The sequence below is a fragment of the Bdellovibrio sp. HM001 genome (genome assembly GCF_055397275.1).
In genome coordinates this window covers 3,183,348-3,196,215 of record NZ_AP029174.1, presented here as the reverse complement: position 1 = coordinate 3,196,215, position 12,868 = coordinate 3,183,348, and the positions used below count along the sequence as shown (strand labels likewise).

Annotated in this window: 15 protein-coding genes; 2 read left to right on the top strand and 13 right to left on the bottom strand. The window is 48.8% G+C overall.

From position 1 onward, the window contains the following. Nucleotides 1-163: 163 nt before the first annotated feature. The 9 genes from ACZ5ZZ_RS15015 to ACZ5ZZ_RS14975 form a co-directional block, all read right to left on the bottom strand. Nucleotides 164-877, bottom strand: a complete 714-nt coding sequence (locus ACZ5ZZ_RS15015) for an ABC transporter ATP-binding protein (protein ID WP_464132097.1) — start codon at nucleotides 875-877, stop codon at nucleotides 164-166. Next, a complete protein-coding gene (locus tag ACZ5ZZ_RS15010; RefSeq protein ID WP_464132095.1) occupies nucleotides 874-1,650 on the bottom strand; it encodes an ABC transporter ATP-binding protein in 777 nt (258 codons plus the stop codon). Before ACZ5ZZ_RS15010 ends, ACZ5ZZ_RS15015 begins: the two co-directional genes overlap by 4 nt. Next, nucleotides 1,631-2,602, bottom strand: coding sequence for a branched-chain amino acid ABC transporter permease (locus ACZ5ZZ_RS15005; protein ID WP_464140112.1), 972 nt, complete (start codon nucleotides 2,600-2,602; stop codon nucleotides 1,631-1,633). The genes ACZ5ZZ_RS15010 and ACZ5ZZ_RS15005 overlap by 20 nt, the downstream gene beginning before the upstream one ends. Continuing rightward, entirely contained in the window at nucleotides 2,602-3,504 is a 903-nt protein-coding gene (locus ACZ5ZZ_RS15000) for a branched-chain amino acid ABC transporter permease (RefSeq protein ID WP_464118546.1), read from the bottom strand. Before ACZ5ZZ_RS15000 ends, ACZ5ZZ_RS15005 begins: the two co-directional genes overlap by 1 nt. 8 nt (nucleotides 3,505-3,512) lie before the next feature. After that, nucleotides 3,513-4,634, bottom strand: a complete 1,122-nt coding sequence (locus ACZ5ZZ_RS14995; protein WP_464118545.1) for an ABC transporter substrate-binding protein — start codon at nucleotides 4,632-4,634, stop codon at nucleotides 3,513-3,515. A gap of 86 nt (nucleotides 4,635-4,720) precedes the next feature. After that, complete coding sequence (gene pfkA / locus ACZ5ZZ_RS14990) at nucleotides 4,721-5,710, bottom strand: 6-phosphofructokinase (RefSeq protein WP_464118544.1); 990 nt, start codon at nucleotides 5,708-5,710, stop codon at nucleotides 4,721-4,723. A gap of 92 nt (nucleotides 5,711-5,802) precedes the next feature. Further along, nucleotides 5,803-6,075, bottom strand: a complete 273-nt coding sequence (locus tag ACZ5ZZ_RS14985; RefSeq protein WP_011165719.1) for an HU family DNA-binding protein — start codon at nucleotides 6,073-6,075, stop codon at nucleotides 5,803-5,805. A gap of 161 nt (nucleotides 6,076-6,236) precedes the next feature. After that, nucleotides 6,237-6,458 (bottom strand): DNA gyrase inhibitor YacG, encoded by a 222-nt coding sequence (locus tag ACZ5ZZ_RS14980; protein WP_464132093.1) that lies wholly within the window; start codon nucleotides 6,456-6,458, stop codon nucleotides 6,237-6,239. Nucleotides 6,459-6,504: 46 nt separating this feature from the next. Then, nucleotides 6,505-7,239, bottom strand: coding sequence for an LptM family lipoprotein (locus ACZ5ZZ_RS14975; RefSeq protein ID WP_464140110.1), 735 nt, complete (start codon nucleotides 7,237-7,239; stop codon nucleotides 6,505-6,507). 323 nt (nucleotides 7,240-7,562) lie between these two features. On the opposite strand from ACZ5ZZ_RS14975, the gene ACZ5ZZ_RS14970 reads away from it, so the two are divergent. Then, nucleotides 7,563-8,375: a hypothetical protein gene (locus ACZ5ZZ_RS14970; protein ID WP_464118540.1), complete on the top strand. Its 813-nt coding sequence runs from the start codon at nucleotides 7,563-7,565 to the stop codon at nucleotides 8,373-8,375. Here ACZ5ZZ_RS14970 and ACZ5ZZ_RS14965 read toward each other — a convergent pair. Beyond that, nucleotides 8,331-9,095 (bottom strand): prolipoprotein diacylglyceryl transferase, encoded by a 765-nt coding sequence (locus ACZ5ZZ_RS14965; RefSeq protein ID WP_464140108.1) that lies wholly within the window; start codon nucleotides 9,093-9,095, stop codon nucleotides 8,331-8,333. The genes ACZ5ZZ_RS14970 and ACZ5ZZ_RS14965 overlap by 45 nt on opposite strands. 105 nt (nucleotides 9,096-9,200) lie before the next feature. On the opposite strand from ACZ5ZZ_RS14965, the gene ACZ5ZZ_RS14960 reads away from it, so the two are divergent. Beyond that, complete coding sequence (locus tag ACZ5ZZ_RS14960) at nucleotides 9,201-10,628, top strand: cyclic nucleotide-binding domain-containing protein (RefSeq protein WP_464132087.1); 1,428 nt, start codon at nucleotides 9,201-9,203, stop codon at nucleotides 10,626-10,628. Here ACZ5ZZ_RS14960 and ACZ5ZZ_RS14955 read toward each other — a convergent pair. The 3 genes from ACZ5ZZ_RS14955 to ACZ5ZZ_RS14945 are packed head-to-tail and all read right to left on the bottom strand — an operon-like array spanning nucleotide 10,613 to nucleotide 12,863. Then, nucleotides 10,613-11,425, bottom strand: a complete 813-nt coding sequence (locus ACZ5ZZ_RS14955) for a metal ABC transporter permease (RefSeq protein WP_464140106.1) — start codon at nucleotides 11,423-11,425, stop codon at nucleotides 10,613-10,615. The two genes, ACZ5ZZ_RS14960 and ACZ5ZZ_RS14955, sit on opposite strands and share 16 nt — an antisense overlap. Next, on the bottom strand, nucleotides 11,422-11,991 hold the full coding sequence (locus ACZ5ZZ_RS14950) for an ATP-binding cassette domain-containing protein (RefSeq protein WP_464140104.1): 570 nt from the start codon (nucleotides 11,989-11,991) through the stop codon (nucleotides 11,422-11,424). Before ACZ5ZZ_RS14950 ends, ACZ5ZZ_RS14955 begins: the two co-directional genes overlap by 4 nt. Further along, nucleotides 11,988-12,863 carry a metal ABC transporter substrate-binding protein gene (locus tag ACZ5ZZ_RS14945; protein ID WP_464140102.1) on the bottom strand — a complete coding sequence of 292 codons (876 nt, stop codon included), beginning with the start codon at nucleotides 12,861-12,863 and terminating at the stop codon, nucleotides 11,988-11,990. Before ACZ5ZZ_RS14945 ends, ACZ5ZZ_RS14950 begins: the two co-directional genes overlap by 4 nt. Nucleotides 12,864-12,868 lie beyond the last annotated feature (5 nt).

Here is a 12,868-nt window from a genome sequence, read left to right as displayed (position 1 = left end):
ATCCTGATCATGCTCGTCTTTTCGGATTTTGGGAGCAATTATAAAGGCTTAGTCAGCTAGAATCCCGCAATGAGACACGCTTCGAGTTCCCGTGCGCGAAGCTGAGGAACATTTACAGACACTGGTCCAGTAAAAAGACAGTAAATCAGTAAGTAGCTCGAATTTAGACGCCCAAATAGCTCTTTCGAACCACGTCGTTGTTTAGCAGATTCTGTGCTGAGTCCTGCATCACCATGCGACCACATTCAAGAACATAGGCTCGGTGAGAGATCTTCAGAGCCATGCGTGCATTTTGTTCGACCAGCAGAATGGTCATGCCTTCCTGATTCAATTTTTTTACGATGTCGAAAATCTGTGCCACGATCAAGGGGGCCAGTCCCAAAGACGGCTCATCCAACAAAAGTAATTGTGGTTTCGCCATCAGCGCCCGTGAAATGGCCAGCATCTGTTGCTCACCCCCGGACATGGTTCCTGCCATTTGGGTCAGTCGTTCTTTTATGCGGGGGAAAAGTTCCAGGCACATGTCCAGGTCTTTTTTAATTTCGGCCTTGTCCTTGCGGGAATAAGCACCCATTTCAAGATTTTCCAAGACGCTCATCTGTGGGAAAACGCCGCGACCTTCTGGAGACTGAGCAATGCCCAACCCCACTCGACGGAACGTGGCAACGGCTGTAAGGTCCTGATCTTTGAACTGCAGTTTTCCAGAGCAGGGAACAATCCCGGAAATAGCGCGCAAGGTGGTGGTTTTGCCCGCGCCATTGGCACCAATTAAAGAAACGACTTCACCTTTGTTGACTTCGAAACTGACGCCTTTTAAGGCATGAATCGAGCCGTAGAAGACATCCAGGTTTTCGACTTTTAAAAGCGGGGAACTCATTCTTTTTCCTCCACGCCCAGATAAGCTTCAATCACTTTGGCAGAGCTTTGCACTTTGGCTGGGGTCCCTTCTTCAATCTTCACGCCATGATCCAATACGATGATGTTTTCACAGATTCCCATGACTAACTTCATGTCATGTTCGATCAGAAGAACGGTCAGTTTGAACTCTTCGCGGATTTTGGCGATGGTTTCCATCAGATGATGGGTTTCGGAATGGTTCATTCCGGCCGCGGGTTCATCCAGTAGGATAATTTTTGGATCCGTCGCCAGGGCCCGGACGATCTCAAGTTTACGCTGCTCTCCATATGGTAGTGAGCTGGCGGGTTTGTGAGCTTTGTCTTCCAAGTGAAAGATCTTAAGAAGATCAATGGCTTTGTCCTGCAAACGACTTTCGTCAGTCCGAAAGTTTTCAGTCTGAAAGAGCGTATCAAAAAGTCCGTATTTCACGTGCTGGTGTCCAGCTATTAAAACGTTGTCCAGGACGGTCAGATTTTTGAAAAGACGAATGTTCTGAAATGTACGGGTCACACCACGATGGGAAATTTCGTAAGGCGCCAGACCTTGCAGACTTTGGTCTTCCAGAAGAACTTCGCCTGAAGTGGGTTGATAGACGCCGGTGAGCATATTAAATACGGTGGTTTTTCCGGCGCCATTGGGGCCGATCAGGCCGGCCAATTGACCTTTTTTAATTTGGAACTCCAAAGAATCAACGGCTTTGAGGCCGCCGAAACGCATGGTGATCTTGCGGGCTTCAAGCAGAACGTCTGACATATTTTCTCCAAACATTGCCAAGTTCCATGTCGCCGAAAAGACCTTTGGGTCGCAGAATCATCATCAAGATCAAAGACAAGGAATAAATCACCATGCGCAGATCCACGCCGGTCAGTTCCTGCAAGGGGCGCAGTGCTTCGGGCAGAATTGTGATAATGATCGCGGCCACAATAGATCCGGTCATGGAACCCATGCCTCCCAGAACCACCATGATGACGGCATTTACACTTTGCAGGAAGGTAAAGGATGAGGGATTGATAAAGTTAGTGAAGTGCGCAAACAGGGCCCCCGCCACACCAGCAAAGAAGCTAGAAAGGACAAAAGCTTTCACCTTCATGCGAGTGGTGTTGATACCCATGGCTTCCGCGGCGATTTCATCTTCACGCACACTAAGGAAGCCACGGCCATGACTGGATCTCATGATGCGCCAGATGGTGAAGAAGCAGATCACAATCCACAAAGAGGCAAATGAGAAGGACCAAAGAAACGACCCAAACCCCGGAATTCCTGAAAGACCGCGGGGGCCTCCTAAAAAGTCCATGTTCAGCAGGGCGACGCGGATGATTTCACCAAAACCCAAAGTCACGATTGCCAGATAGTCGCCCTTCAGTCGCAGGGAGGGCAGCCCCACAAGGAATCCCGCCGCTGCGGCGACAAGGCCGGCCCCTAAAGTGAAGACAAAATACTGAACTATGAGCAGGGAGGATGGAGCAAAACTCCAGCGGGTGGAGGCGTAGGCCGAAAAGTAGGCCCCAATAGCCATAAAACCCGCATGACCCAAAGAAAACTGGCCGGTATATCCGTTGACCAGATTCAGGCTCATCGACATCAGGCAGTTCACGCCCGCAAAAAGAAGAATCAATTGAACATATGCATTCACGCCAAAATTCAGCGCAAGACCCAGAAGACACAAACCCAACAGAGCTAAGGCGGGATTCTTAAGTGCTTTCATCACACCTTCTCCACAGAGTATTTGCCTAGAAGACCTGCAGGCTTGAAGATCAGAATGACAATCAAAATCCCAAAGGCCAAGGCGTCGCGGTAGGTACTGGAAAGATAGGCCACAACCATTTCTTCAGAAAGTCCCATGATCATGGCGCCGATCACTGCGCCACCAACGTTTCCGATGCCACCCAGCACGGCAGCAACGAAGGCTTTAAGTCCGATCATCATGCCCATCAAGGGATCAATTTTCGGGTACTTCATTCCCACCAGTACACTGCCGATGCCAGCTAGGGAAGAGCCGACCACAAAGGTGAAGGCAATAATACGATCCGGATTCACGCCCATCAGACTGGCAACCATGGGGTTGGCACTGACGGCCCGCATGGCTCGTCCGATTTTGGTTTTAAACAAAAGAAACTGCAAAGCCAGCATGGCGGCAATGCCCACGCCAAGAACCGTGACATCGAAAGAGCGAACTTCGACATTTCCGATGGTGAAGATCACAAAATCTTTCATCACTTCGGGAAAGACTTTGGGATCGGCACCGAAAACAACCTGTCCGGAATATTCCAGGAACAAACTGACGCCGATGGCGGTAATAAGCACATTCAATTTGGGAGAGTTGCGTAAAGGGCGATAAGCCAGGCGCTCAATGACCAATCCCAGCAGACTGCAGCAGATCATGGAAACAACAATCAGGGTCAAAAGAGTGCTCAGACCCGGATCATTTTCAATTCCGATCCAGCGTGCGAAGTAGTAAGCGGCAAAGGCGCCCACCATGTAAACATCTGAGTGGGCGAAGTTGATCATTTTTAAGATTCCGTACACCATCGTGTAACCCAGAGCGATCAAGGCATAAATAGAACCCAGGCTCACTCCATTGATCAGATGCTGTACGAAATCTTGCATGTCAATCCTTACGGGTTGATGGTGGTGATGAATTTGCGATTGTTGCCATCCACCTGAATCACCACGGCGCTTTTAACAGCGTCACGGTTTTCATTTAAAGTGATCTTCCCGGTCACGCCAGGGAAATCCTTAGTCTTTGCCAGTTCATCACGAATGGCTTTTCCTGACAAGTCGGGAGCACGTTCAATCGCGGCCACCAGAATTTTTGCCGCATCATAACCCAAAGCGGCCAATGCGTCCGGAGTTTCGTTGTATTTCGCCTTGAATTTTTTAATGAACTCCGTCACAGCAGGATCTGTGGATTCAGTGGTGTAGTGGTTGGAGTAGTAGTTGCCGTTGATCGCCTCTTTGCCAATCTCGTACAGCTTGTCAGAGTCCCAGCCGTCTCCACCCATTAGGGGAACTTTCAAACCCAGTTGACGTGCCTGCTGGGCAATCAGTCCGACCTCGGTGTAGTAGCCTGGGATGTAAATGGCATCAGGGTTCTTCGAGCGGATCTGAGTCAATTGGGCTTTGAAATCGATGTCACCTGCCTGATAGCTCAGGTCCGAAACAATTTCGCCGCCGCGTTTTTTAAATTCGGCAGAAAACACATCAGCCAGGCCCACACTGTAGTCGTTTTTTACATCACGCAAAATGGCGGCTTTTTTTACCTTCAGGTTTTCGCTGGCAAACTTTGCCATCACCAGTCCTTGGAACGGATCGATGAAGCAAACGCGGAAGACGTAGTCGCCCACCTTTGTGACATCCGGATTTGTCGAAGCCGGGGAAACAAACGGGACACCGTGTGATTGCGCAATCGGAGCCGCCGCTTTGGAGCGACCGCTGGCGACTCCGCCAAGGATGGCGACAACATTGTTTTGTGTGATCAAGCGAGTGGTGGCAGAAGCGGCCTCTTCATTTTTTCCCTGATCGTCCAAAGTGACCAGGCTGATCTTTTTACCTTTGACTCCACCCGCGGCGTTGATTTCATCCAAAGCCAGACGAACGCCTTTGTTGGTGCTTAAACCGAAAGTGGCATCACTTCCAGTCAGGGAGTCATATTCACCAATAACAATTTCATTTTCTTTTTTGGTACATCCGCTCAGAAGCGGAAGAGTCAAAAGCAATGCTAGGAAAAGATTTTTCATGAGGACCTCGCTGTGGTTGCTTGAACGGAATATCCTATAGAATTCAAGCATCTACAGCAGAGGTCAAGATAAAACGTGAGGAAGTTTTAAGTCGCTAAAACGCTGGCCAAAGAAATCAAATCCAATTGATTCTTTTTTTCGTTCTTCGCGACAAGATCCAAAGGCACCTGAATAAGTCTTTCGCCTTCAGTTCCGATCATCACGTCACAGTAGCCTTTGAAAAGAGCGTCCACAGCGGCAGCACCCATGCGGCTTGCAAGAATGCGATCCGCAGCTGTAGGGGATCCCCCGCGCTGTTGGTGTCCAAGGATGCAGACTTTCGCGTCCATGCCGGATTTTTTGCGAATGGCATCGGCTAGATCGTACGCGCGTCCTGGCTTTTGTCCCTCGGCCGTGATGATGATGCTGCTGGTTTTGCCACGCGCTTTGGCATCCATGATGCGATCAATGGCTTTTTCCACGGTGGTGTTGGCATCGGGTGTGAAGATTTCTTCAGCACCGCCTGCAAGTCCTACGTGAGATGCGATGAAGCCTGAGTTTCTGCCCATGACCTCAACAATAAACAGACGATCGTGCGAAGCGGCCGTATCGCGAATGCGGTCAATGGCTTCTAGTGCCGTGTTGACGGCGGTGTCAAAGCCGATGGTTTTGTCACTGCCGAAAATGTCATTGTCGATAGTTCCTGGGACGCCGACAACGGGGATTTGATGTTCTTCCCAAAGGGAGTGGGCACCACGGAATGAACCATCGCCACCAATACATACTAAGGCGTCTATTCCGAGTGCTTTGATGTTGGCTGCGGCACGGGAGCGGCCTTCGGGGCGCATGAACTCAGGGGAGCGTCCTGTCTTCAGGATGGTTCCACCGCGCTGAATGATGTTGGCCATATCACGAAGTTGCAATGGTTCGATTTTGTTTTCCATCATTCCAACGTAGCCGTTGTGAATGCCGTAAACCTCAAGTTTTTGAGAGATTCCAACACGAACAACCGCGCGAATCGCAGCATTCATTCCTGGGGCATCGCCACCGCTTGTGTACACACCGATTTTTTGAATTTGCTTTTGAAATTGAGCCATGCAAAGAGGCTACCGGAGCTTTAGGATATAGACAAAATAAAAAAGGCGTCCTTGTGGGACGCCTTTACCAGGAAATCGAAAGTTCTGGTTAATTACTTAACCATAGCTTTGAATTCAGCACCTGCGCGGAACTTCGGAGCCCATGCAGCAGGGATTTTGATCGCTTTACCAGTTTGTGGGTTGCGACCAGTGCGAGCTTTACGTTTAGCTTTAGTGAATGTACCGAAGCCAACAAGTTTAACATCGTCACCTTTTTTAACGGATTTTTTGATGTTTTCTACTGCGCAATCAAGGATTGCTTCAGCTTGAGCTTTAGAAACTTTTGTTTCAGTTGCGATTTTTTCGATAAGTTGAGCTTTGTTCATTTGAACTCCTCTTTTGGATACGTTTGTGTATCCGATGTTGATAATAAAATCCTGATGATAACTCTTCGTCATCCAATGACAGCCTCATGAAAAGACAAAAAGGCAAATTCGTCAATAGCAAAATATGAAAAGGTCTCTAACTGCGGCTCTCCGCGCGGCTTCTAGTGTTTGTCTTCGCCTGGATAGTCATCATCATCAAGGGAAGTTAAAGCATCACTTGAAGAGTCCTTGACGGGAATTCTGTAGGATTCACTGGCCCATTCACCAAGATCAATCAGTCTGCATCTTTCAGAGCAGAAAGGACGGAAGGGATTTTCGGTTGAGTACAAAGCCAAACGCCCGCACTGCGGGCATTTGACCTGTCGAGATTGAGATTCGGTCATAGTCGAAATTTATTCCATGTCCTGCTGTTGAAGCAAGACGCAGAGTTTATTGGTAACGTTGCAGGGTACCTGTTGCGAAGACTACGTTTTTACCTTCGAACTTGTAGCCCAGATCATACTTGATGCTGGTATTTGCAAGTGTTCCCTTGTGTGCCTGGATCTGGATCAGGTATCTGCCAGCCGGTGTGTTTGCTGCTCCTTGTGCGCGAATTTCAAATGCCTGGCTGTGGTTACCGTCTTTGTCCGGGATCAAGCTGAAAGTATTCTGATTGTTAAGGTAAAGCGGGTTGTACGCCGCACCACCGGCACTGATGCCGAAGCTCAAAGCATAGTTGTACCAGTTAGGTGCAGGGTATGCGGTCAAAGTGACCGCCGGTACCATAGATGGCCCGATAGTGAAGCTTAGGAACAAGTAGCCGGTAGCCCAGTTGGCGCACTTGGCAAGGCCAGCTTCCCAGCCCCAGATGTTGCGATCGCAGATGAAGAAGGCATCTCTTAGGAAGGCCTCATAAGCGCTTCTGTTAGTAATTCTTAAGTTGCCGTTCAGTTGGCGTCCGCCCATTTGGAAGGAGGTGCTGCCATCAGCAAAACCCACCGTGGTCGTGACGACGTTGCCGCCACCTGGGCCGCCGTTAGGCACCACGCAGGCGCTGCCATTCCATACTGTGCCGGTTTGGCAAACAGGGGGATTGACGTTGTTGGAATCGCCACCACTTTTTCCACACGCCGCTACAAACAGCGCTGTGGAGATCGCGATCATCGAAGCTAAAAGCTTTTTCATAATAAACCTCTCTCTCAAGACTTCTCTTCACTACTAGTGCAATACAGGAGTCGTGCCATCGCATCCACGCGGCCGGATGCAAATAAACCCGCAATGATCATGGCTGCTGTGTTTAAGCTTTGCCGAGCACGGCCAAATTGCGTCACTTTGTTCTGAGAGAAGGCAGGGACGGCCAATTCCCTCAAAAAAGCGTAGGCTTGCGAGAGTGTCTCAAATCAAGACAGCTCCCTGCGCATGTGTGAGTGACAAATCCCGGAATCGAATTGCAATCATTAGCTATGGGGTTACAGAAAAACTGAACTTGTGATAGATTACCGGCCGCTATGAGCAAAAAGACAAAGAAGTACTTACCCTATATTTTGGCTGTGATCCTGTTGGTGGGCTTGGTTGTGATGGTGCAAACACAAAAGCCCCTGAAAGCCAGATCCTCCAGTATCTCGTATGCTCAGGATGCGGGATACTTCTATCTTCCACCGGGCAGTGCCAATGTCTCTGATGTGACGGAAGAACAGTATCGTCAGCTCCTTGCAGAGTTTCAGAGTAAGTACATGATGCGTGTCTATCAGCAAACCGGAAAACCTTTGGTTATTTCCTATGATTGGGTCAATCCGTATTTTGCGGGTGGTTCCATGGACAAGGGGACTTATTTGCAGGTGATCTTGTGGGGCGGATTGGCGCGGGCCCCGGGGGCTTCAATGGAAATCCTGGCGGGCATTCTCTGTCATGAGATCGGTCACACGATGGGTGAAGAACCTCGTCAGACCTTTGCTGGGGCCGAGTGGTCTTCTTCCGAAGGGCAAAGTGATTTCTTCACGGGTAGAACGTGTTTACCTGAGTTCTTAAGTGCTCATCCTGAGCTGGCCCAGAATGTCAGTGAGGAAGCCAAGTCCGTCTGTGAGGGCAATTTACTTTGTGCCCGCACAGCTCAGGTTGGTTTGGCAATGACTCAATTCTTTCAAAAGTATGATTCGCAAAAAACCGATGCGGTTTCTTTGTTAACTCCGGCTCCGACGGCGAAAGAACTTTTGCGCAATGTCTATCCGTCAATTCAGTGTCGGCTGGATACTTATGTGGCGGGGGCGAAATGTCAGCTAGGTGGAACTTGTCGTCCCCCGGCCTGCTGGTCTCCGCACTAACAAAAACAGTCCTAAAACTACGATCAGAACGCTGATCCATCCTGAAATCGAAAGTCCCAGCGAAGGACCACGGAAGTCATCGCGGAAGGACTCCATCATCAATCGGCCCAGTCCGTGCAAAACCATCCACAGATAAAAGATGCTGCCAGGATTTTGCAGCCACCGCGGACGAACGGGTCGTGCGATGGCTTCAGTTCCGAGCAGAACACACAAGACCCCCAGTTCCCATAAAGAAGCATAGGCTTGAGTGGGGTGGCGGCCTGCTATCGCCCAGGGAAGTTCGCATGTTTTACCATAGCAGCAGCCCGCAAAAAGACAGGCTATCCGGCCCAGCATGTAAGATAAAGACATCACGGGTGCAAACAAATCCAGATAATCTTCAAAGGGAACCCGGGCAATAAAGATCAGATAGAAAATACTGCACACAGTGGCCAGAAGGGCCCCGCCATAAAAGACGAAGCCGCCATTCCAAAAATAGAGAATGCGCAGATAGTCTTCTTGATAGTAGGGATAACTTTCATAGAAGACGTGAAACAGTCGTCCGCCAATAAAACCACTGATCATGATGATGAGACTTAAGTCCAGAGACACTTTGCGGGAAAGTTCGCGCTGGTCGGCACGACGGGCAACCCAGAGAAGGCCAAGACAAACGGTCAGGCTCAGAATGAGATAATAGGTCGGTATTGATAGACTGGGTGAAATTGAGATGGTGGGAAACAAGCTTCCTCCGCTATACCGACGATAGACTTAATTTTCTTTCATTACAGGAAATATTCAAGACGATTCTAGTCAAGGGCCTGTAACTAAATACATAATAGTTCCTATATGAAATTGCATCCGGCTGAAATTGCCAAAGAAATTCGGGATTTCTCTTTCTTCAAATCCTTTACGGATGATTTGCTTTTGCAAACCTCTGTCATGATTCATACCGAATCATTTGCAGCTGGAACCATGCTTCTGCAAGAGGGATTAACAAACAGTTCCTTATTCTTTTTGCGAACAGGCAAAGTGGAAGTTTCTTTGGCCTCTGAGGTGATTGCCACACTTGATACCCCGGGTGAAGTCTTCGGCGAAATGAGTGTCATCACAAAAAATCCAACCTCGACCACGGTGAGGGCCTTAACGGCGGTGGAATGTTTCGTCATTCGCACCGAGGATTTTGCACACGTTCATCCGAAAGACAAAGATCGTTTCCAAGCTCTTCTATTTCAAATCTACTGTAATGTTCTGACCGAGCGCCTGGTCAAAACCAATGAAAAAGCACGACTTTTTGAAATCCTGAATCGTGAGCTTCACGAGGCTCAGCAGAAAATTGAAAAAGTCGGTGGTCGTGTTCTTTTGGTGGAGCCCGACAAAAAACAGCAACTTCCCGTGCGCATGGCCTTGGGTGGCACTGGTGTTCAGCTGGACATTGCCAATGATTCAGAGGGTGCCCGCCAGTTGTTGGCGGAAAACAAGTATGATCTGGTTCTTTGCGAGGAAGGCTGTGTTGAGATCCTTCAAGAGGTTCATGATAAGAAGGCCGCCAACTATTCCGTGCTTCTGACCAGCAAAGATGTGCAGGGGAATCTGCAGATTCTGCAAACAAATCGTCATGTGGATCATATCGTGTCTCGCGATGCGGAAGATCGCAACACCACCATCAGGTATATTCTGACGGCTTTGGGGAAACTTCTGAACAAGGATCTTTTCGGAATCGAGAAGTATCTGACATGGGGAGTGGAAGTTCAAAGCAAACGGGTGTCCTGTTCCAATCAGCGCGAGGCGCTGCGAGAAGATCTTTACGGTTATTTCAAGAAGATGGGTGTGCGTTCGACGGTCCTGGATCGGGTGAATACTGTCGTTGAAGAAATGTTGATGAATGCCATCTACGATGCTCCGGTGGATTCGCAGGGTAAGTCCATCTTTAACCATGTTTCTCGTAAAGAGGAAATACAGTTGGACACCCATCAGCAATCACAGTTGCGCTATGCCAGTGACGGAGTGTTGTTGGCAGTGGCGGTCAAAGATCCATTTGGATCTCTGACCAAGGATATTATTATCGATTATCTGATTAGCTGTTACAGCGGTCAGGCCGGCAGTATGAATGCTGGCAAAGGTGGCGCGGGTCGTGGACTGCATCAGATCATTGAAAACGCGGATTTAACCATCTTCAACGTAAAAAAAGGCGTTCGCACGGAAGTGATCTGTCTATTTAACATTGACGGACAAAAGCGTGAGGCCCAGCCTTCTTTCCATTACTTCTTTGTATAAAGCAGTAATCCAATCAGCATCTGCCCCAGCAGTACACAAGGCACTGTGGGCAGATTTGTAGATTGTAGAGAAACGATAAACCCAGCTCCGCTCCCTACCAGAGCAATCACCAACATTCTTAAAAGATAACCTTTCAAGTTGCGGCTGCGTGAGGCCGCAAAGCTTGTTGCGATGAAAAGACTTCCCATCGTGTACAAATAGCCCATGTTTTGAATGGCCATCGTGGTTAGCAGCAAGGTTCCCAGGTCAAAAAGATGATTCTTCCAGCTATTATGTATGGCGCTGTGATTGGCCAGTTGAAAAGAGCGCAAAGAAAGTTTGTGCCAGTTGGTGATTAGATAAAATCCAAAAACCAGGGCCGCCAACAGGCAGCCAATGGCGCCGGTGTCACTCATCACGGCCAGATCACCAAAGTAAGAGGCGGCAATATGGCTTTCCAATGCCGGAGTCATGTAGCTGACCAAGTAGGTCAAAGACAAAAAGAAAACGAACAAGGTCAGGTAGATATGGTTGCGGTCGGACTTCGATTTAATAAGTAAATCTGTCAGTAACAATGTGACCCATCCCAAGGACAGCCCGATCAGCAGGCTGATACCATGAAAGTCAGTTCCTAAAAGGATATTGATGACAAGCCCCAGGACAATCCCAAGGGAGGCTCCTTGTCCCAATACAAAGATCTGCGCACTTTTTTCGCGCGCCGTCCACTGTGCGCCGACCAGAGCCAGAACTCCCGCCATAAGAACCGAAGAGGGAAGTGACCACTTGTAGATTTGCAGAAGAGGAAGCAATGAGCTCATCGAATCTCCAACGAGCGAAGGTTTTTCCAGACGGAACTTAATGGGCGATGAGATACCAGAATCAGAGAACTTTGAGGGTGTTCATTGAGGAAAAAACTTAAAGCCTCTTCCAGAATATGTCCGGACTCCTGATCAACATGATTGAAAGGCTCATCCAGAATCAGCAGGCGCGGCTTTTTGGCAAGGGCGGAGGTCAGAAGGATCTTTTGTCTTTCTCCTCCGCTGGCGGTGTTCCATTTTTTAGTCAGATCCAGATTCTTCAGCAGTCCTTGATCTGAGGGAACAGCGCCCAGTACATCCTGTAAAGTAAGTGGCAGATGAAAGTGCAAGTTTCCCAACTGCGGCAGATACTGAACATCCCGCAAGGGCACGTGAAACTTGTAAGATCCTTTATAAGGCTTGTGCAGACCCAGCAGTGTTTTCAGAAAAGAAGTTTTCCCGGATCCGTTTTCGCCTTTTAAAAGCAACACTTCACCTTCCGCCAGATCAAAACTGATCTCTGGGGACAGAAAATTTCCCTCCGGGCTTAGAACCCGGACTTTTTCAACTTGCAGCAAGGACTTCATTGAATCGCGTTTCCTAAAATTTTCTGAAGGGCTTCGATCGATTTTGCTTCACCTTTGGTTTGCACATAGGAAGGAACAGTCACCACTTTGACCCCCGAAAGCTCTTGGAATCTTTCCAGTGTCTTGTGAGGCGCAGAAGGGCTCGCCAGCAGAACTTTCACATTTTGCTCTTTGGCTAGTTTTGCTGCCATTGCCATGCGAGCTGCTGAAGGAGGCATTCCCGGTTTTTCTTCAAGAGACCCTGCGGATGGCAGTCCATAAGAGCTGAAAAAGTAAGTAAACTCTTTGTGGTATTCCATCACCTTCACCTTCGGAAGACTCTTGCTCACCTGGGCGTGCAGATCTGACATGTTCTGTTTAAACGTATCATAATTCTTCTCAAAGAAAGCTTTCTGTGCGGGCAGTAATGTCGAAAGAACGCGCACAACTTCCTGGCCTCCCTCTGCCAGCTTCATCGGATCCAGATTAAAATGCGGATTTCCGTGGGCATGAACATCACCCAAAGAGCGATCAATGATGCCTTTGGGAATATCCAAGGGCTTCACGGTTTTGCCCAGAGAGCAAGAGCCAGTGCCGCCCTCTTGGACTTTCGCGTTGCCAGATTTTGAAAGAACTTTAGGAAGCCAGCCAATTTCAAGTTCCAGGCCCATCGCGCAGACAACGTCGGCGCGGTTGACCTTCAGGATATAATCCGGGCGCGCTTCCGCGAAGTGGGGATCTTCAGATCCACTGAGAAGGCTTTGAACCTCCACTTGATCCTGACCGATGGCTCGAACCACTTCAGCAATATCCGGAGTGGTTGTAACGACTTTGATTTTTGCTTCGCTGACAACGGCCAGGCTGATAATGATTGAGCAGATAAAATACTTCATGGTCA

Bases quoted from the DNA above. Each gene is read 5' to 3' on its own strand.
- ACZ5ZZ_RS14970 (WP_464118540.1), top strand. From the start codon at position 7,563: ATGAGCAAAAAGACAAAGAAGTACTTACCCTATATTTTGGCTGTGATC.
- ACZ5ZZ_RS14950 (WP_464140104.1), bottom strand. From the start codon at position 11,991: ATGAAGTCCTTGCTGCAAGTTGAAAAAGTCCGGGTTCTAAGCCCGGAG.
- ACZ5ZZ_RS14980 (WP_464132093.1), bottom strand. From the start codon at position 6,458: ATGACCGAATCTCAATCTCGACAGGTCAAATGCCCGCAGTGCGGGCGT.
- ACZ5ZZ_RS14975 (WP_464140110.1), bottom strand. From the start codon at position 7,239: ATGAAAAAGCTTTTAGCTTCGATGATCGCGATCTCCACAGCGCTGTTT.
- ACZ5ZZ_RS14985 (WP_011165719.1), bottom strand. From the start codon at position 6,075: ATGAACAAAGCTCAACTTATCGAAAAAATCGCAACTGAAACAAAAGTT.
- pfkA (WP_464118544.1), bottom strand. From the start codon at position 5,710: ATGGCTCAATTTCAAAAGCAAATTCAAAAAATCGGTGTGTACACAAGC.
- ACZ5ZZ_RS15010 (WP_464132095.1), bottom strand. From the start codon at position 1,650: ATGTCAGACGTTCTGCTTGAAGCCCGCAAGATCACCATGCGTTTCGGC.
- ACZ5ZZ_RS14955 (WP_464140106.1), bottom strand. From the start codon at position 11,425: ATGAGCTCATTGCTTCCTCTTCTGCAAATCTACAAGTGGTCACTTCCC.
- ACZ5ZZ_RS14960 (WP_464132087.1), top strand. From the start codon at position 9,201: ATGAAATTGCATCCGGCTGAAATTGCCAAAGAAATTCGGGATTTCTCT.
- ACZ5ZZ_RS15000 (WP_464118546.1), bottom strand. From the start codon at position 3,504: ATGCAAGATTTCGTACAGCATCTGATCAATGGAGTGAGCCTGGGTTCT.
- ACZ5ZZ_RS15015 (WP_464132097.1), bottom strand. From the start codon at position 877: ATGAGTTCCCCGCTTTTAAAAGTCGAAAACCTGGATGTCTTCTACGGC.
- ACZ5ZZ_RS14995 (WP_464118545.1), bottom strand. From the start codon at position 4,634: ATGAAAAATCTTTTCCTAGCATTGCTTTTGACTCTTCCGCTTCTGAGC.
- ACZ5ZZ_RS14945 (WP_464140102.1), bottom strand. From the start codon at position 12,863: ATGAAGTATTTTATCTGCTCAATCATTATCAGCCTGGCCGTTGTCAGC.
- ACZ5ZZ_RS15005 (WP_464140112.1), bottom strand. From the start codon at position 2,602: ATGAAAGCACTTAAGAATCCCGCCTTAGCTCTGTTGGGTTTGTGTCTT.